The sequence below is a fragment of the Arenimonas alkanexedens genome, from assembly GCF_054781355.1.
On record NZ_BAAGUO010000008.1, the window covers coordinates 15,299 to 37,105 of the forward strand.

22 protein-coding genes are annotated in these 21,807 nt (G+C 68.2%); 17 read left to right on the forward strand and 5 right to left on the reverse strand.

Features of this window, described 5'->3' with window-relative positions:
• Nucleotides 1–56 precede the first annotated feature (56 nt).
• Nucleotides 57–2,087 carry a 3-hydroxyacyl-CoA dehydrogenase NAD-binding domain-containing protein gene (locus tag ACYVGY_RS12720; protein WP_460457871.1) on the reverse strand — a complete coding sequence of 677 codons (2,031 nt, stop codon included), beginning with the start codon at nucleotides 2,085–2,087 and terminating at the stop codon, nucleotides 57–59.
• 152 nt (nucleotides 2,088–2,239) lie between these two features.
• Between ACYVGY_RS12720 and rpoE the strand changes: the two genes are divergently transcribed.
• From rpoE to recO, 10 genes are all read left to right on the forward strand, one after another.
• Nucleotides 2,240–2,833: an RNA polymerase sigma factor RpoE gene (gene rpoE / locus ACYVGY_RS12725; RefSeq protein WP_460457872.1), complete on the forward strand. Its 594-nt coding sequence runs from the start codon at nucleotides 2,240–2,242 to the stop codon at nucleotides 2,831–2,833.
• Entirely contained in the window at nucleotides 2,830–3,471 is a 642-nt protein-coding gene (locus ACYVGY_RS12730) for a sigma-E factor negative regulatory protein (RefSeq protein ID WP_460457873.1), read from the forward strand. Before rpoE ends, ACYVGY_RS12730 begins: the two co-directional genes overlap by 4 nt.
• Before the next feature lie 18 nt (nucleotides 3,472–3,489).
• Nucleotides 3,490–3,939, forward strand: coding sequence for a SoxR reducing system RseC family protein (locus tag ACYVGY_RS12735; RefSeq protein WP_460457874.1), 450 nt, complete (start codon nucleotides 3,490–3,492; stop codon nucleotides 3,937–3,939).
• On the forward strand, nucleotides 3,936–5,402 hold the full coding sequence (locus ACYVGY_RS12740; protein ID WP_460457875.1) for a Do family serine endopeptidase: 1,467 nt from the start codon (nucleotides 3,936–3,938) through the stop codon (nucleotides 5,400–5,402). Before ACYVGY_RS12735 ends, ACYVGY_RS12740 begins: the two co-directional genes overlap by 4 nt.
• Nucleotides 5,403–5,500: 98 nt before the next feature.
• Nucleotides 5,501–7,294, forward strand: coding sequence for a translation elongation factor 4 (gene lepA, locus ACYVGY_RS12745; RefSeq protein ID WP_460457876.1), 1,794 nt, complete (start codon nucleotides 5,501–5,503; stop codon nucleotides 7,292–7,294).
• A gap of 35 nt (nucleotides 7,295–7,329) precedes the next feature.
• Nucleotides 7,330–8,160, forward strand: a complete 831-nt coding sequence (gene lepB / locus ACYVGY_RS12750) for a signal peptidase I (protein WP_460457941.1) — start codon at nucleotides 7,330–7,332, stop codon at nucleotides 8,158–8,160.
• Complete coding sequence (locus tag ACYVGY_RS12755; protein WP_460457877.1) at nucleotides 8,157–8,573, forward strand: DUF4845 domain-containing protein; 417 nt, start codon at nucleotides 8,157–8,159, stop codon at nucleotides 8,571–8,573. The genes lepB and ACYVGY_RS12755 overlap by 4 nt, the downstream gene beginning before the upstream one ends.
• Nucleotides 8,515–9,222 (forward strand): ribonuclease III, encoded by a 708-nt coding sequence (gene rnc / locus ACYVGY_RS12760; protein WP_460457878.1) that lies wholly within the window; start codon nucleotides 8,515–8,517, stop codon nucleotides 9,220–9,222. The genes ACYVGY_RS12755 and rnc overlap by 59 nt, the downstream gene beginning before the upstream one ends.
• Entirely contained in the window at nucleotides 9,219–10,133 is a 915-nt protein-coding gene (era, locus tag ACYVGY_RS12765) for a GTPase Era (RefSeq protein ID WP_460457879.1), read from the forward strand. The genes rnc and era overlap by 4 nt, the downstream gene beginning before the upstream one ends.
• Nucleotide 10,134: 1 nt before the next feature.
• Nucleotides 10,135–10,848 carry a DNA repair protein RecO gene (recO, locus tag ACYVGY_RS12770; RefSeq protein WP_460457880.1) on the forward strand — a complete coding sequence of 238 codons (714 nt, stop codon included), beginning with the start codon at nucleotides 10,135–10,137 and terminating at the stop codon, nucleotides 10,846–10,848.
• On the opposite strand, the gene ACYVGY_RS12775 is transcribed toward recO, so the two are convergent.
• Nucleotides 10,839–11,507 (reverse strand): response regulator, encoded by a 669-nt coding sequence (locus ACYVGY_RS12775; RefSeq protein ID WP_460457881.1) that lies wholly within the window; start codon nucleotides 11,505–11,507, stop codon nucleotides 10,839–10,841. The genes recO and ACYVGY_RS12775 overlap by 10 nt on opposite strands.
• 47 nt (nucleotides 11,508–11,554) lie before the next feature.
• Here ACYVGY_RS12775 and ACYVGY_RS12780 point away from each other — a divergent pair, with 47 nt between their 5' ends.
• The 7 genes from ACYVGY_RS12780 to ACYVGY_RS12810 all read left to right on the forward strand — a co-directional run bounded on the left by ACYVGY_RS12780 (nucleotide 11,555) and on the right by ACYVGY_RS12810 (nucleotide 18,443).
• Entirely contained in the window at nucleotides 11,555–13,579 is a 2,025-nt protein-coding gene (locus ACYVGY_RS12780) for a hypothetical protein (protein ID WP_460457882.1), read from the forward strand.
• Between the two features lie 11 nt (nucleotides 13,580–13,590).
• Complete coding sequence (locus ACYVGY_RS12785; RefSeq protein WP_460457883.1) at nucleotides 13,591–14,193, forward strand: YdbL family probable chaperone protein; 603 nt, start codon at nucleotides 13,591–13,593, stop codon at nucleotides 14,191–14,193.
• Between the two features lie 115 nt (nucleotides 14,194–14,308).
• Nucleotides 14,309–15,634 carry a 23S rRNA (uracil(1939)-C(5))-methyltransferase RlmD gene (rlmD, locus tag ACYVGY_RS12790; protein ID WP_460457884.1) on the forward strand — a complete coding sequence of 442 codons (1,326 nt, stop codon included), beginning with the start codon at nucleotides 14,309–14,311 and terminating at the stop codon, nucleotides 15,632–15,634.
• 3 nt (nucleotides 15,635–15,637) lie between these two features.
• A complete protein-coding gene (locus ACYVGY_RS12795; protein ID WP_460457885.1) occupies nucleotides 15,638–16,141 on the forward strand; it encodes a CYTH domain-containing protein in 504 nt (167 codons plus the stop codon).
• Nucleotides 16,141–17,151: a beta-N-acetylhexosaminidase gene (gene nagZ, locus ACYVGY_RS12800; protein WP_460457886.1), complete on the forward strand. Its 1,011-nt coding sequence runs from the start codon at nucleotides 16,141–16,143 to the stop codon at nucleotides 17,149–17,151. The genes ACYVGY_RS12795 and nagZ overlap by 1 nt, the downstream gene beginning before the upstream one ends.
• 1 nt (nucleotide 17,152) lies before the next feature.
• Nucleotides 17,153–17,698: a hypoxanthine-guanine phosphoribosyltransferase gene (locus ACYVGY_RS12805; protein WP_460457887.1), complete on the forward strand. Its 546-nt coding sequence runs from the start codon at nucleotides 17,153–17,155 to the stop codon at nucleotides 17,696–17,698.
• 1 nt (nucleotide 17,699) lies between these two features.
• Nucleotides 17,700–18,443, forward strand: coding sequence for an S-methyl-5'-thioinosine phosphorylase (locus ACYVGY_RS12810; RefSeq protein WP_460457888.1), 744 nt, complete (start codon nucleotides 17,700–17,702; stop codon nucleotides 18,441–18,443).
• A gap of 45 nt (nucleotides 18,444–18,488) precedes the next feature.
• On the opposite strand, the gene ACYVGY_RS12815 is transcribed toward ACYVGY_RS12810, so the two are convergent.
• From ACYVGY_RS12815 to ACYVGY_RS12825, 3 genes are read right to left on the reverse strand one after another with little or no spacing between them, the layout of a single operon-like run.
• Nucleotides 18,489–20,246: an ABC transporter transmembrane domain-containing protein gene (locus tag ACYVGY_RS12815; protein WP_460457889.1), complete on the reverse strand. Its 1,758-nt coding sequence runs from the start codon at nucleotides 20,244–20,246 to the stop codon at nucleotides 18,489–18,491.
• Nucleotides 20,243–20,845 carry an IMPACT family protein gene (locus ACYVGY_RS12820; protein ID WP_460457890.1) on the reverse strand — a complete coding sequence of 201 codons (603 nt, stop codon included), beginning with the start codon at nucleotides 20,843–20,845 and terminating at the stop codon, nucleotides 20,243–20,245. The genes ACYVGY_RS12815 and ACYVGY_RS12820 overlap by 4 nt, the downstream gene beginning before the upstream one ends.
• Nucleotides 20,845–21,804, reverse strand: coding sequence for a hypothetical protein (locus tag ACYVGY_RS12825; RefSeq protein ID WP_460457891.1), 960 nt, complete (start codon nucleotides 21,802–21,804; stop codon nucleotides 20,845–20,847). The genes ACYVGY_RS12820 and ACYVGY_RS12825 overlap by 1 nt, the downstream gene beginning before the upstream one ends.
• Nucleotides 21,805–21,807 lie beyond the last annotated feature (3 nt).

A 21,807-nucleotide genomic window follows, 5' to 3' on the forward strand; every position in this document is an offset into this window, starting at 1 on the left:
GAAGCTTTTCGGCGAAAGGCTTCGGGCCTGAAGGCCCTCCTACACGGGTTTCCGGGTTAGAGGTTTTCCCAGCCTTCGCGAGGTTTGAAGCGACCGCCGTAGCGCGTGTGCAGCGTATCGAGGCGGGCCTTGAGCTTGTCGGCGCCGACGGCCTTGATGTGCTGGATCGGGCCGCCTCGGAACGGCGCGAACCCGGTGCCGAAGATCACGCCGGCGTCGAGCAGGTCGGCGTCGGACACCACGCCGTCATGCAGGCAAGACACCGCTTCGTTCAACAGGGGCAGGATCAGGCGGTCCTCGAGGTCCTCGGGCGCCTGGTAGTCCTTGGGCACCTCCGGTTTCACCGCGCGGCCGTTCTCCCATTTGTAGAGGCCCTGGCCATCCTTTTTGCCGCGCTTGCCTTCCTCGACCTTGAACGCATCCGGCAGCGACTGGCCGTGGAAGTCGGCCATGATCCTGCCGACGCTGGCGGCGACGTCCAGGCCAACGGTGTCGACCAGTTCGATGGGCCCCATCGGCATGCCGAACTTGAGCGCTACCTTGTCAATCACCGGGCCCGGGATGCCTTCCGAGAACGCGATGATGGCTTCCTGCATGTAGGGCGCCAGGATGCGGTTGACCAGGAAACCGGGCGTACCGGCGACGGGGATCGGCAGTTTGTCGATGGCCTTGCAGAAGGCGGCCAGTCGGCGCTCGGCCTCCGGGTCCAGGCCGTCGTGGCGGACGATCTCGACCAGCGGCATCAGCGCCACCGGGTTGAAGTAGTGCAGGCCCGCAAAGCGGGCCGGGTCCTTGCGGCCCGCGCGCAGGTCGGTGAGCGGGATCGAAGACGTGTTCGAGACCAGCAGGGCGCCGGGCTTGAGCGATTCCTCGACCTTGGCGAACAGGGCCTGCTTGGCGTCGAGGTTCTCGAAGATGGCCTCAATCACCAGGTCCGCCTCGGCGACCCCCTTGCCTTCGACATCGGCCTGCAGGCGCGCGCTGGTGGCCGCGCGCTTGGTCTCGTCCTTGACCTTCTTCCCGAACAGCGTGGCCGCGCGGTCAAGCGCCGGCTGGATGAACTTCATCTCCCGGTCCTGAAGCGTCACGTCGAACCCGCGCAGCGCGCACCAGGCGGCGATGTCGCCGCCCATCACGCCGGCGCCGATGACATGAACCTTCTGGATGCCGTGATCCTTGCCGCCAAGTGACTTCAGCCGGTCCATCAGGAAGAACACGCGCACCAGGTTGTGCGCGGTCGGGGTGGCGGCCAGCTTCACCACCGACTTCGCTTCGGCCTTGAGTGCCGCGTGCACCGGCAGGCCGCCGCTGCGGCGCCAGGTTTCGATCAGCGCGAACGGGGCCGGATAGTGGTCTTTGCGCGCCTTGCGGGCGACTTGCTTGGCGATCTGCGGGGCCAGGATCGCGCGGCCGAGGCCGGTGTTGGTGGCCCAGGCCGTCAGCCGCTGCTTGAGTGGGCGCGTGGTGCCGCGCTGGGCCAGCCTGACCGCTTCGTCAAGCAAGACCGCCGGCGCCACCACCTTGTCCACCAGCCCGATCGCCCGCGCCGCCGATGCCGACAGCGAGCGTCCGGTCAGCATCAGGTCCATGGCCGCCGGTGCGCCCAGCAGGCGCGGCGCGCGTACGCTGCCGCCCCAGCCCGGATAGATGCCGAGCTTCACTTCGGGCAGGCCGATACGGGTCTTTTCGTCGTTGCTGGCGATGCGGTAGCGACAGGCGAGCGAGATCTCGGTGCCACCGCCCATGCAGTGGCCATGGATCGCCGCGACGGTGGGGCAGCGCAGTTCCGCCAGCTTCTGGAAGACCAGTTGGCCGTGGCGGATCCAGTCTTCGGTCTGGCCCTTGGCCGCGATCTCGCCGAAGCCCTTGATGTCGGCGCCGGGAATAAAGCCGGCGGCCTTGCCGGAAATGATCACGATGCCCTTGGGTAATTCCAGGGCGATGCGCTCGAGCATGGATTCGAGTTCGTCCAGGATCGCGCGCGAAAGCGCGTTGACGTTCTGGTCTGCCCGGTCGAGGGTCAGCACCAGAATGCCGTCGGGGCGAGAGTCCGCACGCCAATGCGTGAGGCGAAGTCCGTCGAACATGGCGGTCTCCATACGATAGGGTAGGGAAGGGAAGACGTATCATCCGGGCAGGACCCCGGGGGGGTCAACGCCGGTGATGCGTCCGGCGGGAACTTTTCCCGGCGGCGAATGTCTATGTAGCGGCCCGGATGGCCGCAGGAGCAGCGGTCCGGATGGGCGACAACGAACTGGACCTGGTGCTCGTCAAACGGGTGCAAGGCGGCGACAACTCGGCGTTCGACCTGCTGGTGCGCAAATACCAGCACCGGATCGGCGCCGTGGTGTACCGCTTCGTGCCCGATCACGCCGAGGCCCAGGACATCACCCAGGATGCCTTCATCCGCGCCTACCGGGCGCTGCCGAACTTCCGCGGTGATGCCCAGTTCTACACCTGGCTCTACCGGATCGCCGTGAACACTGCCAAGAACTTCCTAGTCGCCAGCAAGCGCCGCCCACCGACCGCCGACATCGCGGCCGAAGACGCCGAACATTTTTCCGGCGGCGGCCGACTGCACGACAACGACACGCCCGAACACCAGCTGCTGCGCCAGGAAATCGAGCAGGCCGTCACCAACACGGTGGCCGCGCTGCCCGACGACCTACGCCAGGCCATCAATCTGCGCGAAGTGGATGGCCTGAGCTACGAGGAAATCGCGCAGCTAATGCAATGCCCCATCGGCACGGTGCGCTCGCGCATCTACCGGGCCCGCGAGGCGATCGACCAGGCATTGCGCCCCTTGATGGATACCGAACGAGTGCGCCCATGACCGAGATCGACACCCGACTGAAGGAACAGCTCAGCGCCTGGCTGGACGGCGAACTGCCCGCCGACGAAGCGCGATTCCTGCAGCGAAGGCTGGACAATGATCCGGCCCTTCGCGGGCAGTTCGAGCGATGGCAGCTGGCGTCGGCGTGTCTGCGCGGCCAGCCGGTGCGGCTGATGCCCGGTGGGTTTGCCGCGTCCGTGCAAGCCGCCGTGGTTGCGACCAGTGGGTCGCGTGCGCGCTGGCCCTGGGCCGCGGCTGCGGCGGTGTTGGTGGCGGTGCTGTTGCCGAACCTGATGGCGCCAGAGTCAGGCCCCGGCCTGCCGCCATCGGCCCAGTTGGCGGGTGCGTCCGCCCCGGCCTTGGTTTCGCCGATTCCGGCGCTGGCGCAGGCGGCACTGGCGCCGAGTTCGCCGCTGACCTCGGTGCGTGATTTCCCGCTGTCCCAGCCGGTCGGCGACAAACCTTGGCCGCGTTCGCCCTTGCTGTCCGGCGATCGTTCGCTGCAGGCCCTTCTGGTGCGGCACAACAACCTGGCGGCTGGCGGCGGCGTCGGCGGCTTCATGGCTAACGCAGACGTGGCTACTCAGGACGCCGAAGCTGGTGCCGCCACTGCTGACGCGGAGCTTGCCCGCGAGTGATGCGTACGCTGGATGCCCATGGCTGAGCGCGAGGTGGAGGTGATCGCCGCCGACGGCCAAGCGCTGCAGCTGCGCCTGCTGGGCGACCAGTGTGACGGCTGCCAGGGTGGCTGTGCCGGTCGCTGCAACCTGTTCGCCACGTCGGCGGCCGGTGGATTCGCGCTGCAGGTGCCTGCGGGCGTGCAGTGCGTTCCCGGCGAACGTTTTCGCCTGGCCTTGGACGACGAAGCCTTGCGCCGCGCCGCCTGGCAGGGCTATGGCCGCGCGCTGCTGGGGCTGCTGCTAGGGGCCGTGCTGGGGTATGCGCTCGGCGCCGCCTGGCCCGCCGGTCGCGACCTGCTGACCTTGGCCGGGCTGCTGTCGGGAACTTTTCTGGCCGTGCTGGCCTCCAAACGCCACTTGCCCGCGCCGCGGCTGCTGCCAGCCGCCAGCGCCATCCCACCCTCCTGCCCGAGTGATTGCCCATGAGCCCTTCGTTCCGACTTGTCCTCGCCGTCGTCCTGCTGCTGCCGATGCCACTCGTGCAGGCGCAGGAAGCCAGTGCCCCCGAGCCCGCACCGCTGGTGCAACTGCCCGACTTCACCCGTTTGGTTGAGCGCACCGGTCCGGCGGTGGTCAATATCGAGGCCAGGATCGGCGGTGCGCCGGACGCTGGCGACGCCGACGCAGGTGCCCAGACGGCGCCGCCGACGCCCGAGGATATGCCGGAGTTCTTCCGTCGGTTCTTTGGCCAGCCCGGTATGCCGGGACGCCCCGAGGCGAGCCCGCGCGGCGGCATGTCGCAGGGTTCGGGCTTCATCATTTCGGCCGATGGTTACGTGCTCACCAACCACCACGTGGTGGAAGGCGCGACCGACATCGTCGTGCGCCTCAACGACCGCAGCGAGCTGCGGGCCGAGCTGGTCGGCAGTGATCCGCTGTCGGACGTGGCCCTGCTCAAGGTCACGGGCAGCGGCCTGCCGGTGCTGAAGATCGGCGATTCCCGCGGACTCAAGGCCGGCCAGTGGGTGCTTGCAATCGGTTCGCCGTTCGGGTTCGAGCATTCGGTCACCGCTGGCATCGTCAGTGGCGTCGGCCGCCGGTCGCTTGATCCGAGCCAGCAGTACGTTCCCTTCATCCAGACCGACGTGGCGATCAATCGCGGCAACTCCGGCGGTCCGCTGCTCAACACCCGCGGCGAAGTGGTCGGCATCAACTCGCAGATTTTCTCCAACTCGGGCGGCTACATGGGTGTCAGCTTCGCCATCCCGATCGAGGTCGCCATGAACGCCGTGCGCCAGCTGCGCGACACCGGCAAGGTGGTGCGTGGCCAGCTGGGCGTGCGTATCCAGGACGTGGATCGCGAGCGCCTGGAAGAGCTGGGCCTGGATCGTCCGATCGGTGCGTTCGTCGATTCGGTCGAAAACGGCAGCGCCGCCGCCAAGGCCGGCATCCGGCCGGGCGACGTGATCACCCGCTTCAATGGTCGTGAGGTCGGCCGTTCGGCCGAGCTGCCGCCGATGGTCGGCGCCATGCCGCCGGGCAGCCGCGCCAGCGTCACCCTGATGCGTGATGGCAAGACGCTGGATCTGGCCGTGACCCTGGCCGCCCTGGATGCCACGGCGGCCCCGACCGCCCCGGCCGACCGCGTCACCCCGGCCCCGGCGGCCGGCAACGCGCTGGGCGTGGTGGTGGAGGAGCTGGACCCGTCGGCGCGCGGCGCCCTGGGCCTGCGGGCGGGCGAGGGCGTGCTGGTCGGCCGCGTGGTCGGACTGGCCGCGCGCCAGGCCGGACTGGCTTCGGGCGATGTGATCTTGCAGGTCGGGCGCAGCAATGTCGGCACGGTCGCCGAGTTCAACGCCGCCGTGAAGGACCTGGCCTCCGGCGACGAGGTCCGGCTGCTGGTGCGCAACGCCCGCAGCACCGGTTTCGTGACCTTCACGCTGCGCTGAGGGCTTCGGCCCGCCGGCCCGCCACCGCGGCGGGCCGGAGTGGCGCTGCTGTGCGATAATCCGCCGTTTACCGCCACCGACCGGCAGCCTTTCCCCGCATGCATCACATCCGTAATTTCTCCATCATCGCCCACGTGGACCACGGCAAGTCCACGCTCGCCGACCGCATCATCCAGATCTGTGGCGGCCTGCAGGCGCGCGAAATGGAGGCCCAGGTGCTCGACTCGAATCCGATCGAGCGCGAGCGCGGGATCACGATCAAGGCGCAGTCGGTGTCGCTGCCGTACACGGCGAAGGACGGGCAGGTCTACCAGCTCAACTTCATCGACACCCCCGGCCATGTCGACTTCAGCTACGAGGTCAGCCGCTCGCTGGCCGCCTGCGAAGGCGCGCTGCTGGTGGTGGATGCCGCCCAGGGCGTCGAGGCGCAGTCGGTCGCCAACTGCTACACCGCGGTCGAGCAGGGCTTGGAAGTGGTGCCGGTGATCAACAAGATCGACCTGCCCACCGCCGACATCCCGAAGGTCAAGGCCGAGATTGAAGCGGTGATCGGCATCGACGCCGAGGATGCCGTCGCCATCAGTGCCAAGACCGGCCTGAACGTGATCGACGTGCTCGAGGCCATCGTGCTTCGCATTCCCCCGCCCAAGCCGCGTGATACCGACAAGCTGCAGGCCCTGATCATCGACTCATGGTTCGACAACTACCTGGGCGTGGTGTCGCTGGTGCGGGTGATGCAGGGCGAGATCAAGCCCGGTGACAAGATGCTGGTGATGTCCACCGGCCGCACCCACCAGGTCGACAAAGTCGGCGTGTTCACCCCCAAGCGCAAGGACCTGGCCAAGCTGGGCGCGGGCGAAGTGGGCTGGATCAACGCATCCATCAAGGACGTGCACGGCGCGCCGGTGGGCGACACCCTGACCCTGGCCAACGACCCGGCCCCGGGCCCGCTGCCGGGCTTCCAGGAAATGCAGCCGCGCGTGTTTGCCGGCCTGTTTCCGGTCGATGCCGAAGACTATCCGTCGCTGCGCGAGGCGCTGGAGAAGCTGCGGCTCAACGACGCCGCGCTGCGCTTCGAGCCGGAAAGCTCGGACGCGATGGGCTTCGGTTTCCGCTGCGGCTTCCTTGGCATGCTGCACATGGAGATCGTGCAGGAGCGCCTGGAACGCGAATACGACCTCAACCTCATCACCACCGCGCCCACGGTCGTGTACGAGGTGCTGATGAACGACGGCAGCACCATGCCGCTGGACAATCCGTCCAAGCTCCCGCCGGTTACCAAGATCGCTGAAATCCGCGAGCCGATCATCCGCGCGAATATCCTGACGCCGCCCGACTACGTCGGCAATGTGATCAAGCTGTGCGAAGAGAAGCGCGGGCGGCAGATCGGCATCAATTACATGGCGTCACAGGTTCAGATCAGCTACGAGCTGCCGATGGCCGAAGTGGTGCTGGATTTCTTCGACCGGCTCAAGTCGGTGTCGCGCGGGTATGCCTCGCTCGACTACCACTTCGAGCGCTTCGAGGCGGGTCCATTCGTGCTGATCGATACGCTGATCAACGGCGACAAGGTCGACGCGCTGTCGTCGATCGTGCACCGCAGCCACGCCGACCGCCGCGGCCGCGAGGTGTGTGAAAAGATGCGCGAGCTGATCCCGCGCCAGATGTTCGACGTTGCCATCCAGTCCGCCATCGGCTCGCAGATCATCTCGCGCTCCACGGTCAAGGCCATGCGCAAGAACGTGCTGGCCAAGTGCTATGGCGGCGACGCGACCCGCAAGAAGAAGCTCCTCGAGAAGCAGAAAGAGGGCAAGAAGCGCATGAAGCAGGTGGGTCGCGTGGAGATCCCGCAGGAAGCCTTCCTCGCCGTGCTGCAGACTGACAACAAGTAAGCGGCCCCCGCCGTGAGGAAACACGACGCGTGAAAATAGACCTTGCCCTGATCCTGACCGTGCTGGCCGCGTTGACTGGCCTGATTTGGCTAATCGACGCCCTGTTGTTCGCACGCAAGCGCCGCCTGATGCAGGCCGAGGGCGAGGACGTGGCCGACCCGGTCCTGGTCGAGTACGCCAAGTCGCTGTTCCCGATCATCTTCCTGGTGCTGGGCCTGCGCAGCTTCGTGGCCGAACCCTTCCGCATCCCGTCGAGCTCGATGATGCCGACCCTGCTGGTGGGCGACTTCATCCTGGTCAACAAGTTCACCTATGGCCTGCGACTGCCGGTGGCGAACACCAAGGTGCTGGCGCTGGGCCAGCCGGCACGGGGCGACGTGGTGGTGTTCCGCTACCCGGGCTTCTCGCCCGATGATCCCAAGGCCGGCACCGACTACATCAAGCGCGTGGTTGGCCTGCCGGGTGACCGCATCACGTTCAAGGACCAGGTGGTTTTCATCAATGACCAGCCCGTGGCCAAGCGCGAAGCTGGGGTCTACATCGGCCGCGGCCAGGGGCGGTCCATGACCGGCGCCAGCCTGTACGAAGTGGACCTGCCCGGCACGGACGACCAGCCGGGCCGAACCCACCTGAGCCTGGAGATCGGCCGCTACAGCGACCCGCGCGCGGAGAACCAGTGGGTGGTGCCGGCGGGCCACTACTTCGTGATGGGCGACAATCGCGACCAGAGCGAAGACAGCCGTTATTGGGGCTTCGTACCGGAGCAGAACCTGGTCGGCAAGGCCTTCCTGGTCTGGCTCAACTGCTCGGGCTGGTTCTGCAATGAAGCGTTTGACTACACCCGGATTGGCGATACCATCCGATGAGCCGCATCAACCCAGGGGACAGGACCATGCTACGCAAGCAAAAAGGCATCACCTTGATGAGTTTCGTCATCGTCCTGGTCGTCGTGGGCTTCTTTGCCCTGATGGCGATGAAGCTTTTCCCGATGTACAGCGAATTCCAGAACATGAAGGCCGCCGTCGACGCCTATGCGGCCGAGCCGAACTCGGCCAGCCGCACTCCGCCCCAGGCCTGGGCCGACCTTGAGCGGCGCTTCAATATCGCCTACGTGGAGTCGGTGAAGCGCGAGAACATGAAGATCGAGCGCGCGGCGCAGGGTCGTGGCATGCAGATGAAAATCTCCTACGAAGTGCGCAAGCCCCTCATGTTCAACCTCGATGTTGTGGGCAATTTCGAGCACGTGGCCGACCTCAGCGGTACGGGCACGGGTGGCTGATCGGCTCCAACACGCCTTTCGCCACCCCGAACTGCTGCAGCAGGCCCTCCGGCACCGCAGCGCCGGGGCGCCGAACAACGAGCGCCTGGAATTCCTGGGCGATGCCCTGGTCAACCTGATCGTCGCCAACGCCCTGTATGCCCGCTGGCCCAAAGCCGACGAGGGCATCCTGACCCGGGCGCGTGCGGCGCTGGTGCGGGAGTCGGCCTTGGCCGGGATTGCTCGCGAACTGGAGCTGGGCGACCGCATTGAACTGGGTCCCGGCGAACTCAAGAGCGGCGGCCACCGCCGCGACTCCATCCTTGCCGATGCCCTGGAGGCCGTGGTCGCGGCCATCCACCTGGACGCCGGCTTCGAGGCCTGTCGCGACACGGTGCTGCCTTGGTTTGAGCCGTTGATGGCCAGCCTGCCGACCGGCAAGGTCGAAAAAGACCCCAAGACCCGACTCCAGGAGTGGCTGCAGGGCCGGCAGCTGCCCCGTCCTGACTATCGTTTGCTCGAAACGCGCGGCGACGACCACGCCCGCATCTTCCTGGTCAGCTGTGAAACCAGTGAGCCCGAACTGGCCGAGCAGGCCGAAGGGCCCGCCCTGCGTGCCGCCGAACAACTCGCTGCCGAACGCGTGCTGGCGAGACTGGAGAAAAAGTGAACACCGAAACCGCCACCGGTCCGGCCGCCCATCGCGCCGGCACCATCGCCGTGCTTGGCCGACCCAATGTCGGCAAGTCCACCCTGGTCAATGCGATGGTGGGCGCCAAGGTGAGCATCGTCTCGCCGCGGCCGCAGACCACCCGCCACCGCATGCTGGGCATCGCTACCTTCCCGGAAGGCCAGCTGCTGCTGGTCGATACGCCGGGCATCCACGGCCAGCAGAAACGGGCGATGAACCGCATGATGAATCGCGCCGCCCGTGGCGCGGTCGAAGGCGTCGACGCGGCCATGCTGGTGGTCGAGGCCGGCCGCTGGACCGACGACGATGCGCTGGCCTACCGGGCCCTGCACGATGCCGGCGTACCTTGCGTGCTGGTGATCAACAAGGTCGACAAGATCACCGACAAAGGCGCCTTGCTGCCCTTCATCGCCGAGGTGACCAAGGACCGGGAGTTCAGCGCCGTCTACCCGCTGTCCGCGCTGAAGAAGCGTGGGCTCGACGGCTTGATCAAGACCCTGCTTGCGCATGTGCCCGAAGCTCCGCCGAGCTACGAGGAAGACGAGATCACCGATCGCAGCGAGCGCTTCCTTGCCGGCGAGCTGGTACGTGAGCAGCTGATGCTGCGCCTGGGCGACGAGCTGCCGTACTCGGCCACCGTGGAAATCGAGAAATTCGAGCTCGACGGCGAAATGCTGCGCATCGCCGCCGTGGTCTGGGTGGAGCGAGAGGGCCAGAAGCCGATCGTGATCGGCAAGGGCGGCGAGCGCATGAAGGCGATCAGCACCAGCGCCCGCCACGGCATGGAAAACCTGTTCGGCCGCAAGGTTTTCCTGGAAACCTGGTGCCGGGTTCGCGAGGGCTGGTCTGACGACGAGGCTGCGCTGCGACGCTTCGGCTACAGCGACTAAAATGCAGGTCCGGGCCCAGCCCGCCTTTGTGCTCCACGCCCGGGCCTGGCGCGAAACCAGCCTGATCGTCGAGCTGCTCACCCGCGACCACGGCCGGGTGGCGGTCGTTGCCCGCGGCGTGCAGGGCGCCAAGCGCCATCCGCTGCGTGCGGCCCTGCAGCCGCTGCAGTCAATCCGGGTCGACTTCCTGCCGCGCGGCGAGCTGGCGCGGCTGGTGCAGGCCGAGGCGCTCGACGCCGGTGCCATGCTGCACGGCGACGCCCTGATGGCGGCGTTTTACGTCAACGAACTGGTGCTGCGGCTGCTGCCGCGCCAGGATCCGGCGGCCGAGCTCTATACGCGCTACGGCGAACTGCGCGCGGCGCTGTCCGGCGCCGGGCCCTTGGCCTGGACTCTGCGTCGCTTCGAGCGTGATCTGCTGGAACTGCTTGGCTACGGCCTGCCCTTGGACCAGGACGAGGACGGCGAACGCGTTGACCCGGCGGGCCGCTACCGGTTAGACGCCGAACGCGGCCCGGTCCGCGACCGCGCCCACGGCGCCGGCTCAACCAGTGGTGCCGCGCTGCTGGCGCTGGCCGATGACCGGCTGCCGCCGCCAGAGCAGTTGGCCGAACTGCGCAGCGCGATGCGCGGCGTCCTGCAGACCCACCTTGGACCGCAGAAGCTCAAGTCCTGGGGCCTGTTGTCCGAGCTGGCCCGGATCGGTCAGGACTGATCGGCGACCACCATGGCCGCTGCCTCAGCCTGGAAGCGCGCATGCGTTCCGGCGTCGGCGGGCGCAGCGTGCAGGGCCCGCACCGCATCGAGCAGGGCGGCGGCGCCGACGAAGGCGCAGCTGGCTTTGAGGCGGTGCAGGTGCTCGCGCAGGTTGCCGTCGTCGCGACCGGACCAGGCCGTCGCGATCGCATCGGCCTGGCCCGGGAGTTCCTTGAGGAACAGCTTTCGCAGCGCCAGCACGGTTGCCGGCTCGCCGCCCAGTGCCGACAGCGCGGCCTCATCGTCCCAGCGGGGCAGGGACGCAGCGATCGTCGCCGCTACCAATTGACGCAGCGCAATCGCGCTGATCGGCTTCGCCAGCACCGCCGCGAACCCGGCGGCGCCCAGTGCGGCCAGAACCGCCGGATCGTCCTCGGCGGTGAGAGCCAGGGCCGGGACGGTGAAGCCGAGGGCGCGTAGTTCGGCCAGCAGCGCATCGCCGCGACCGTCGGGCAGGCGGGCATCGAATACCCAAAGGACGTCGCGTTCATCGGCCAGTGCCCGCGCCTGCGCCAGATCGCTGGCCAGGGCCAGCCGCAGCGGCAGGGGCGCCAGCGCCTGGGACAGGAAGGCGGCGCTGACGGCATCGTCTTCGACCAGCAGCAGGCGGGGGTTCATCGCGGTTGCCATTTAATCCCATCGTCCAAAACCACTATGCTGGCAGCATGCGGCGACCCGCCACGCTCGGCAAGATGCTTCTGTGTAGTCTCCTGCTCGCGACGCTGCCGTCGCAGGCCAGGGTGCTGCGCGCCGAAGTGGACGCGGTGCGCAGCGAAGTGGCCACGCTCAAGGGCGTCAGCCTGCGGCTGGCCTGGTCAGACGAGGAGGCGAGCGGAACGCTGGAACTGCGCGTCAGCAACGCGGAAATGCCGCTCCTGGGCTATCGCGGCCGCGATCTGGTCTGGCGCTGCCCGCTTCAGCGCCAGGACGATGGCCGCTGGTCGTGCCGGGGCGGGCTGCAGGTTGCAGGTGGCGCCACGCATGTCCTGTCGCTTGAGCTTTCGCCGGCAGCGACTCGCGCGGAACTCGCCGTCGGCGTGCGCCGGATTTCCTACCAATCCATCGCCGCCGCGCCCGACCGGCACCGGCTCGAGCTCGCGCGCGTCCCGGTCGACTGGCTGGCCGAGTTCCTAGCCGGAATCTGGGCCGACGGCCAGTGGACGGCCGGTGAGCTGAGTGGACGCATCGACATCTCGGTGCCCGCGGACGGTCCCTTCCAAGTGGATACCGCGCTGAACCTGGCGGATGTGGGCCTGGAAACGCCGGACGGCTGGCTGGCGGCCGCGGGCCTGCAGGCCACGCTCGAGCTTGGCTACCGCGAGCAGGCGGGTCGACAGCGCGTGCAGGTTGATCTGCGCAGCCGCGGCGGCGAATTCCTGGCGCAGGGGCTCTATGCACAGCTGCCGAGTACGCCGGTCGATATGCATGTTTTGGCCGAACGCAGCGGCGAGGCCGGCTGGCGCCTGCCGGAACTGTCTTGGCGCGACGGCAAGGTGCTGCAGGCCAGCGGCCAGGCGCTGCTGGCAGAAGACGCCAGCCTGCGCGATCTTTCGCTCGAATTGTCGCTGGGCGATCTTGCGATCGCGCGGGATCGCTATCTCTCCGGCTTCCTGTCGCCGGCGGGTTTTCCGGACATGGTGCTCTCGGGTCACGCCAGCGCCCGAATCGAACTGCATGAAGGCCGTGCGCGGCAAATGTCGGTATTCCTGAAGGGGGTCAATGCGGTTGACCCGCGCCAGCGATTCGCGCTGTCCGGACTCGGCGGCGACCTGAAGTGGACCCTGGGCGCGGACGCGCTCGATAGCGTGCTGGCGATTGAAGGCGGCGCGCTTTACGGCATCGGATTGGGCCCGGCCAGCCTGGCGTTCCGTAGTATGGGCGGTGAGTTGCGGCTGCGGGACGCCGCGCAGATCGCCGTCCTGGGCGGCAGCATCGGCCTGGATGAACTGCGCTGGCAGGCACCGACCGATTCGCAGCGCACGCGCTTCCAGCTCGGTCTGACGCTCGATGCCCTGGATTTGGGCAGCCTGTCGCAGCGTCTTGGCTGGCCACCGTTCACTGGCCAGTTGGGCGGGCGCATTCCGTCGGCGCGCTTCGAGGACAACGTGCTAACCCTCGACGGTGGTCTGGCGATGGACGTGTTCGGCGGCAGTGTCGCGCTGTCCTCGCTGGTGATGGAGCGACCGTTCGGCGTTGCCCCGACCCTGTCTGCCGACATCGCCATCGAAGACATCGACATGGAGCCGATGACCGCCGCGTTCGGATTCGGCAGCATTACCGGCCGCCTCGACGGCAGCATCACCGGTCTGCGCATGGTGGACTGGTCGCCGGTCGCCTTCGATGCCCGGCTGGCGACGGACGAGGCCTGGAAGGGGCGGCGTCGGATCAGCCAACGCGCCGTCGAGGACATTTCCAAGGTCGGCGGTGCCGGGCTGGTCGCGGGCCTGCAGACGCAGGTGCTGAAGCTGTTCGACGACTTCGGTTACGCCCGGATCGGGCTGGCCTGCCGCCTGCGGGACAATGTTTGTGCGATGGACGGTGTCAGTTCAGCCGGTGATGGCTATACCATCGTCGAAGGTTCCGGCCTGCCACGCATCCAGGTGGTGGGCTTCCGCCGCCAGGTCGATTGGCCGACCCTGGTGGATCGCCTGAAGGCGGCCACCGAGGGTCAGGTTCCGGTCATCCAATGAAGGAGAGTGTCATGGGCAAGCCAAAGTCGCGTTACCTGTTGTCGTCCCTGCTCGCGGTCGGCGTGCTGGCCCTGGGCGCCTGCGTCACCATCAACGTTTATTTCCCGGCGGCCGAGGCGCAGCAGGCGGCCGAGGAGTTTGTCGAAAAGGTGCTGGGCGAGGACGCCGCACCCGGCGGCAACCCGCAGTCCTTCCAGGCGCCGGTGCGCGAAGGCTTCAGCATCGCCTCGCTGTTTATTTCCAGCGCCCATGCCCAGCAGGTGGACATCACCCTGCGCACGCCGGCAATCCAGGCGATCCAATCGCGCATGGAGGCTCGTTTCCAGTCCAGCCTCAAGCCGCATTTTGACTCCGGTGCGGTGGGCTTTGGCCGGGATGGCCGCGTGGTCCTGCGCGACGCCACCCAGGTCGGGCTCAAGGACCGTGTTGGCGTGAACCAGCTGGTGGCCGAGGAAAATCGTGACCGCGATGCGGTCTATCGCGAAATCGCCGTGGCCAACGGTCATCCGGAGTGGGAAGGCCAGATCCGCGAAACCTTCGCCAAGCAGTGGGTGACCAGCGCCCGTGCCGGCTGGTGGTACCAGGCCGCCGACGGCAGCTGGAAGCAGAAATAGTCGGTGTAGGCGGGCCTTCAGGCCCGAACCCGGCGCCCCGGCGCCGGGCCGCCGCAACCAGCAAGCGGGGCGCGGATTTGCGACAATCCGCGCCCCGTTCCGTTTGGTCCCGCCCGTGGCTCGTTCTCGCTCAAAGCTGCATCAAATCTTCGAAATCGAGGTCACTGAACTCGCGCACGACGGTCGCGGTGTGGGTCGTCGCGAGGGCAAGGCGGTCTACGTGGCCGGCGCGCTGCCGGGCGAGACCGTGCGGGTAGAGCAAACCGGACGCAACCGCCATTTCGACGAAGCCCGGACGCTCGAGGTGCTCCAGGCGTCGCCCGATCGGGTGCCGGCGCGCTGCCCGCATTTCGGCACCTGCGCCGGCTGCGTGCTCCAGCATCTTGAGCCTTCGCGCCAGATCGAGGCCAAGCAGGCGGTGCTGACCGACAACCTGCTGCGCATTGGCCAGGTCGAGCCAGAGAGGCTGCTGCCGCCACTGGTTGACGCGGCCTGGGGCTATCGTCGCAAGGGCCGTTTCTCGGTGCGCTACGTCGAGAAGAAGGGCAAGGTTCTGGTCGGGTTCCGGGAAACCAACCCGCGCTTCGTCGCCGACCTGTCCGTTTGCTACACGGTGGTGCCGTCGATTGGTCTGCGCATTCCGGAAATTGCGGCCCTGGTGGACAGCCTGGACGGCAAGCGCACCCTGCCGCAGATCGAATTCATCGCCGGCGACGAGGCCGTGGCGCTCGTGTTCCGTCATCTTGAACCGCTATCGGCGGACGACCTTGGGCGCTTGCTCGACTTTGCCAAAGCGACCGGCTTTGCCGTGTTCCTGCAGCCCGGCGGCGTGGATACGGTGAAGGCGCTGTGGCCCGAGCTCGTGCCGCTGTCCTTCGCCATTCCCGGGCACGATCTGTCGCTGGATTTCCGCCCGCTCGACTTCATCCAGGTCAATGCCGGACTCAACGCGCAGATGATCGCTTCCGCGCTGGACCTGCTCGATCCGCAGCCGCAGGACCGCGTGCTGGACCTGTTCTGCGGCCTGGGCAACTTCACCCTGCCGCTGGCCAAGCGGGTGGGGCAGGCGGTGGGCGTCGAGGGTGACGCCGGTCTGGTCGCCCGCGCCCGCGCCAACGCGGCCAAGAACGGCTTGGACAACGTCGCGTTCCATGCCGCCGATCTCGCCAAGGACCTTTCGGCCGAGCCCTGGATGCAGGCCGGCTTCGACAAGCTGCTGCTCGACCCGCCGCGCGCCGGCGCGGCCGAAGTGCTGGCGCAGCTGCCGCTCGAAGGCATCCGGCGCATCGTCTATGTGTCCTGCCACGCGGGTTCGCTGGCGCGCGACGCGGGTTTCCTGGTGCGTGAGCGTGGCTACACACTGCGGGCCGCCGGAGCGATGGACATGTTCCCGCAGACGGCGCACGTTGAGTCCATCGCATTGTTCGAGAAGCAGGAGTAGGGCGTGGGCATCGAGATCGAGCGCAAGTTCCGTGTTGCCGGTGACGCGTGGCGCGCGGCGGCCAGTCGCTCCGTGCGCATCGCCCAGGGCTATATCAACGACATGGGCGCGCTGCGCGACGGGCGCCAGAACGCCTCGGTGCGCGTGCGCATCGCCGGCCAGCAGGCCTTCCTGAACCTCAAGTCGCGCGAGCTGGGCACCACTCGGCAGGAGTTCGACTACCCGATCCCGGTCGCCGATGCCGACGCGCTGCTGGCGCTCTGCGTTGGTGGGCGCATTGACAAGATCCGGCACTACGTCGAGGTTGACGGCCACACCTTCGAAGTGGACGAATTCGGTGGCGACAACGATGGCCTGGTCGTCGCCGAGCTCGAACTCGCCTCCGCCGACCAGGCCTATCCGCGCCCCGGCTGGCTGGGCGTGGAAGTGACCGATGAACTTCGCTACTACAATCTGGCGCTCGCCGAGCGTCCGTATTCGCGCTGGAGCGCACAGGAGCAGCACTGATGCTGGTGATTGGAATCAGCGGCCACGAACTCGACGCCCGCGAGCGCGAGTGGCTGCAGCACGACGCGGTGGCAGGCGTGATCCTGTTCACCCGAAACTTTGCTTCGCGTGAACAGGTCGCTGAGTTGTCGGCCGCCATCCGCGCCGCCGCACCGCGCCCGCAGCTGATCTGCGTGGACCAGGAAGGCGGCCGCGTCCAGCGCTTCCGCACCGGCTACCATCCGCTGCCCCCGCTCGAGGGCTATGGGCAGCTGCATGCGCGCGATCCTGACGCGGCGCTGCGCCTGGCCCGTGACCACGCCTGGCTGATGGCCAGCGAGATCCGTGCCTCGGGCGTCGACCTGAGCTTTGCACCGGTGGTGGACCTGGGCCGCGGCAACCTGGCCATCGGCAACCGGGCCTTCCACGCCGACCCTGACATCGTCGCCGAGTTCACCCGCGCCTATGTCGCCGGCATGCACGCGGCCGGCATGGCGGCGACCCTGAAGCATTTCCCGGGTCACGGGTCGGTACTGGAGGACACGCATTTTGATGACGCGGTCGACCCGAGGTCGCTGGACCAGCTGCAGGCCAGCGACCTGCTGCCCTTCGTCGCCGGTATTGAGGCGGGGGCCGATGCGGTGATGATGGCGCACGTGAAGTATCCGGCGGTCGCGCCCGAGCCGGCCGGCTACTCGTCGCGCTGGATCAAGGGAATCCTGCGTGGGGACATGGGTTTCCGCGGCGTGGTGTTTTCCGACGACATCGGCATGGCGGCCGCCGAGTCGGCCGGCGGCGTGAAGTCGCGCATTGACGCCCACCTGGACGCTGGCTGCGACGTGGTCTTGGTGTGCGCGCCGGCCCTGGTCGAGGATTCGCTCGTGGCGATGGACAGCCGCAGCGGCTCCGACACGCTTCCGATCACGTCCCTGCTGGGCCGCGGCAGCGGCGGCTGGGACGGACTGTTGGCCGACGCAAGCTATGCCCCGACCTGCGAGCGCGTGTCCGCCCACCAGAAAGGAGTGGCCTGAGATGCCGAAGTCATTGACGCAGGCGCTGGCGGCGTCGGAGTTGCTGTTCGACCGCGAGCGAATCGAGCGTGAGATCCAGCGCATCGCCGCCGAAATAGACGCCGCTTACGCGGAGGGCGATCGGCCGGTCTATCTGACCATCATGCACGGCGGGCTGCCCTTCGCCGCGCAGCTGGCGATGGCGATGAAGCTTGACCTGGAGTTCGACTACCTGCACGCCAGCCGCTATCGCGGCGCCCTCACCGGGTCGGGCCTGGCCTGGCTGCATCGTCCCGCCACCTCGCTGCGCGGCCGCAAAGTGCTGCTGGCCGACGATATCCTCGATGAAGGCCACACGCTCAAGGCCGTGAAGCAGTGGTGCGAAGACGAGGGCGCGATCGAAGTGCGCATCGCCGTGCTCGCGGTGAAGCAGCATGATCGCTGCGTCGACGGCATCGCCGCCGACCATGTGGCGCTCGCGGTGCCCGATCGCTACGTCTACGGCTATGGCATGGATTACCACGAACAGGGTCGCAACCTGCCCGCGATCTACGCGCTGGGAGACTGACATGGACGCGATTGACCTGGCCGTGATTGGTGGCACCGGTGTCTACCGCCTCGCCAGCCTCGAGAACGCCGACGCCATCGAAGGCCAGACGCCCTGGGGTGCGACCTCGGGCCCGGTGCGGCTAGGCACCATCGGCCGCCGCCGCGTCGCTTTCCTCGCCCGCCACGGCGAGGGCCACTCGCTGCCGCCGCACCGGGTGAACTATCGCGCCAATCTCTGGCAGCTCAAACAATTGGGCGCGAGCCGGGTGCTGGCCATCAACACGGTCGGTGGCATTACTGAACGCTTCGGGCCACGCGTGCTGGCGCTGCCCGATCAACTGATTGACTACACCTGGGGCCGCGCTGCCAGTTTCTGGGACGGCGAGGGCGGTGAGGTGCTGCACGTTGATTTCGGCGAACCCTATACGCCGTCGCTCCGGGCCGAGGTTTTGGCCGCCGCCGCGCGCGCGGGTGCGCCGGTGCTGGACGGCGGCTGCTACGGCGCGACCCAGGGGCCGCGGCTGGAAACGCGCGCCGAGATCGCGCGCATGCGCCGCGACGGCTGCGACCTGGTCGGTATGACCGGCATGCCCGAGGCCGGCCTGGCTCGCGAACTGGGCCTGGACTACGCCTGCCTGGCGGTCGTGGCCAACTGGGCCGCGGGCTGCAGCGACGACGGGGAAATCACCCTGGCGGAAGTGCTCGCGAACGTGGACGCTGCCAGCGCCGCCCTGCCGGGTTTGTTCGAGGCTTTGCTTGCCTAGTCCGGTGCCGGCGCGTGCTTGCTCACGCCAGCCGCGCCAGGCCCTTTAATGATCGAACTGCAGCCGCGCCAGCTCGGCATAGAGCCCGCCCTGCGCCAATAGCTCGGCGTGCGTGCCCTGGGCGACGATGCGGCCCTGGTCCATGACCACGATGCGATCGGCTTTGAGCACGGTGGCGAGGCGATGGGCGATGACCAGCGTGGTGCGGCCGCGCATCAGCCGCTCCAGCGCCTGCTGCACGGCGTGTTCGCTCTGTGAGTCCAGGGCGCTGGTGGCTTCATCGAGCAGCAGGATCGGCGCGTCCTTGAGCAGCGCCCGGGCGATCGCCAGGCGCTGTTGCTGGCCGCCGGAGAGCCGCGCGCCGCGTTCGCCCAGTTCGCTGTCGTAGCCCAGCGGCAGGGCCGACAGGAAGTCGTGGGCCTCGGCGCTGCGGGCCGCGGCCTCGATCTCGGCGGCGCTGGCCTCGAGCCGGCCATAGCGGATGTTTTCACGCGCGCTCGCGCCAAAGATCATCGGGTCCTGCGGCACCAGCGCCACGTGGCGGCGCAGCGCGGTGGGCTCGAGTTGGCGCAGGTCAACGCCGTCCACGCTGATCCTTCCCGCTTCCGGGTCGTGGAAGCGCAGCAGCAGCTGGAATACCGTGCTCTTGCCGGCCCCGGAAGGGCCGACCAGGGCGACCGTTTCACCCGGCGCCACCGACAGGCTGAAGTCGTCGAGCGCGGGGGTGTCGGGGCGGCTGGGGTAATGGAAACGCACGCCTTCGATCACGATGTCGCCACGCACCGGCTCGGCCAGCGCGCCCGGCTGCGTGGGCATGGCCAGGTCGGAGCGCTCCTGCAGCAGCTCGTTGATCCGGGACATGCCGCCGGCAGCGCGCTGCACTTCGGCCCAGACTTCGGTCAGCGCACCGACCGAGCCGGCACCCAGCAGCGCGTAAAGCACGAACTGGCCCAGCGTGCCCGGCGTCATGTTGCCGCCAACGACATCCTGGGCGCCTATCCACAGCACCGCCGTGATCGAACCGAACACCAGCACGATCACCACCGCGGTCAGCATCGCCTGCAGGCGGATACGCCGGCGGGCGGTGCCCAGCGCCACATCCACCGCGCTACCGAAGCGGCCGCGTTCATAGTCTTCGCGGGCGTAGCTTTGCACCGTGTGCATCGCGCCCAGGGTTTCACCGGCGCGCGCATTGGCATCGGCAACCCGGTCCTGGCTGTCCTTGGCGACACCGCGCACGCGCCGGCCCGACACCACCATCGGCAGGATCACCAGCGGAATGCCGAGCAGTGCGAACAGCGCCAGTCGCGGGCTGGTCACCGCCAGCATGATCGCGCTGCCGGATACGGTGATGCCGCTGCGCAGCGCCACCGACATGCTAGAGGCCACCACCGAGCGCAGCAGTTCGGTATCGGCAGACAGCCGCGAAAGCAGCTCACCGGTGCGGGTGCGCTCGAAGAAGGACTGGTCGAGAGACAGCAGGTGGCCGTAAAGCGCACGCCGCAGGTCCGCGATAACCCGTTCGCCTAGCAGCGACACGAAGTAAAAACGCGCCGCCGTCGCCAGCGCCAGCATCACCGCCACCGCAAACAGCATGGCAAACCAGCGATCAACCGAACTGCCGGCGACGAAACCCTGGTCGATCATGTATTTCACCGCCACCGGCAGCAGCAGCGTGGCGCTCGAACTCAGCGCCAGGGCCACCAGCCAGCAAGCCAGCAATGGCCGGTGCGGGCGCAGGAAGGGGAGCAGGCCGCGCAGCGAATTCAGCGGCGGGCGTGGCGGCGTGGAGGAATCGCTCATGCGTCGGGGGTCTCGTGGCGCCGGAGGCGCGCGGCACCTCGGCTGAGGTCTCGCAGCCGGTCGGCTAAGGCATCAAAGCTGGAGGCGGGAAGGCGTAAACGCAAGTGCAGGCCATGTTCGTCGAAGCTTTCCTCAAGCTTCTGGGCGCCCAAGGTGTCAAACAGGCCGTGCAGCGGCCCCGATAGCGCGAAGTCGGCGTCTAGCGTCACCTGGCACCAGTCCACCAGCGGTCGTCTCGGTGCGGTGCGCAGGCATTCCGCCGCCGAACCACCGTAAGCCCGCACCAGACCCCCGACGCCCAGATTGGTGCCGCCGTACCAGCGGGTGACCACCACCATCACCTGGTCCAGGCCCTGGCCCTCGATAGCGGCCAGGATCGGGCGGCCGGCGCTGCCGCCGGGCTCGCCGTCGTCGCTGAAGCGGTAGGCGGCGCCGATGCGGTAGGCCCAGCAGTTGTGAGTGGCCTGAGGGTCGGCGATCTCATGCAGCCAGTCCAGGGCCTGTTCCGGCGAATCCACTGGCGCAGCGCGGGCCAGGAAGCGGCTCTTACGGGCTTCGAGCAGGAAGCTCGCCGGTGCCTGCAGCGTTTCTCCCGCCATCAGCGCAGGGATTCAAGGTCGTCGGGCAGCACCGCGTCCGGGTAGGCCTGGCGCAGCGCCGCCAGGCTTTCGCGGGCGCCCGCGAGGTCCTTGCGTTCGCTGCGCAGACGGATGCGATCGAACCATGCGTCCAGCGCCAGTTCGGCATCGCCGGCCACGGGCGGCAGGGCCAACCGCTGTGTTTCGGCGGCCGCCTCTGCCTTGGCGACGGGCGGTGCGGCGCTGAGGGCCTGACCATTTCGCGCCAGTGATTCGCGCTCGGCCTGCCTGCGCTGCTCGGCACGTGCGGCATGCGTTGCCTGGTGCCGGCGCCGTGCCTGGTCGCCGGATTCCGCTGGCGCTGCTATCCGGCTGCCGCTGACGGTCACACTGTCGAGCGAAATACCTGCTTCGACTTCGCTCTCGGCGGTGTCCGACATCGCAGGGAATGCGTTCGCAGCGTCGGCATCGGCCATCGGTGCCGGTTCGGCGTAGCTGGCCTGAGGCAGCGGCGCCGCTGGCGGGGAAAGCGGGGCCTGGCTTGGACGACGCACCTGCGCCGGCTGGGTCGGCGGTGGCGACGGTGGCGGCAGCAACAGAGGCGCTGCCTCGGGTTCGGGAAGTTCGACCTGCAGCCGCGGCCGGGCTTCGGGCAGGGGGCGGTAGGCCTCGGACTGGTCGGCCTGCGGCGACACCGTGGGCGCCAGCGGCGGGCGTAGTTGGGTGCCGATGCCGACCGCCAACACCGCGGCGGCAGCGGTGCCGATCGCCCAGGTCGGCAGCCAGGGCAGGATGCGGCGGGAGGCGCGGGCACGCGGCTGGCGTCCCGGGGAGGCGGCGACCGCGTCGCTGGCCGCTGCCAGGATCGCAGCGTCCACCCGCGACGAGGGTTCCCCGGCCGGCAGGGCGCGCAGCACCCGGGCCAGGTCGATTTCATCGTCCTGGAGCGGGTGCTGGCGCGGGTCCTGCGGCTGGGTCACGGC

Excerpts from the sequence above, each read along its gene's own strand:
- nagZ (WP_460457886.1), top strand. The coding sequence starts at position 16,141 with ATGCTGGTGATTGGAATCAGCGGCCACGAACTCGACGCCCGCGAGCGC.
- ACYVGY_RS12810 (WP_460457888.1), top strand. The coding sequence starts at position 17,700 with ATGGACGCGATTGACCTGGCCGTGATTGGTGGCACCGGTGTCTACCGC.
- ACYVGY_RS12815 (WP_460457889.1), bottom strand. The coding sequence starts at position 20,246 with ATGAGCGATTCCTCCACGCCGCCACGCCCGCCGCTGAATTCGCTGCGC.
- ACYVGY_RS12780 (WP_460457882.1), top strand. The coding sequence starts at position 11,555 with ATGCGGCGACCCGCCACGCTCGGCAAGATGCTTCTGTGTAGTCTCCTG.
- ACYVGY_RS12805 (WP_460457887.1), top strand. The coding sequence starts at position 17,153 with ATGCCGAAGTCATTGACGCAGGCGCTGGCGGCGTCGGAGTTGCTGTTC.
- rnc (WP_460457878.1), top strand. The coding sequence starts at position 8,515 with ATGTTGTGGGCAATTTCGAGCACGTGGCCGACCTCAGCGGTACGGGCA.
- ACYVGY_RS12730 (WP_460457873.1), top strand. The coding sequence starts at position 2,830 with ATGACCGAGATCGACACCCGACTGAAGGAACAGCTCAGCGCCTGGCTG.
- lepA (WP_460457876.1), top strand. The coding sequence starts at position 5,501 with ATGCATCACATCCGTAATTTCTCCATCATCGCCCACGTGGACCACGGC.
- ACYVGY_RS12740 (WP_460457875.1), top strand. The coding sequence starts at position 3,936 with ATGAGCCCTTCGTTCCGACTTGTCCTCGCCGTCGTCCTGCTGCTGCCG.
- ACYVGY_RS12720 (WP_460457871.1), bottom strand. The coding sequence starts at position 2,087 with ATGTTCGACGGACTTCGCCTCACGCATTGGCGTGCGGACTCTCGCCCC.
- ACYVGY_RS12775 (WP_460457881.1), bottom strand. The coding sequence starts at position 11,507 with ATGAACCCCCGCCTGCTGCTGGTCGAAGACGATGCCGTCAGCGCCGCC.
- ACYVGY_RS12820 (WP_460457890.1), bottom strand. The coding sequence starts at position 20,845 with ATGGCGGGAGAAACGCTGCAGGCACCGGCGAGCTTCCTGCTCGAAGCC.
- rpoE (WP_460457872.1), top strand. The coding sequence starts at position 2,240 with ATGGGCGACAACGAACTGGACCTGGTGCTCGTCAAACGGGTGCAAGGC.
- ACYVGY_RS12785 (WP_460457883.1), top strand. The coding sequence starts at position 13,591 with ATGGGCAAGCCAAAGTCGCGTTACCTGTTGTCGTCCCTGCTCGCGGTC.
- recO (WP_460457880.1), top strand. The coding sequence starts at position 10,135 with ATGCAGGTCCGGGCCCAGCCCGCCTTTGTGCTCCACGCCCGGGCCTGG.
- ACYVGY_RS12755 (WP_460457877.1), top strand. The coding sequence starts at position 8,157 with ATGAGCCGCATCAACCCAGGGGACAGGACCATGCTACGCAAGCAAAAA.
- ACYVGY_RS12735 (WP_460457874.1), top strand. The coding sequence starts at position 3,490 with ATGGCTGAGCGCGAGGTGGAGGTGATCGCCGCCGACGGCCAAGCGCTG.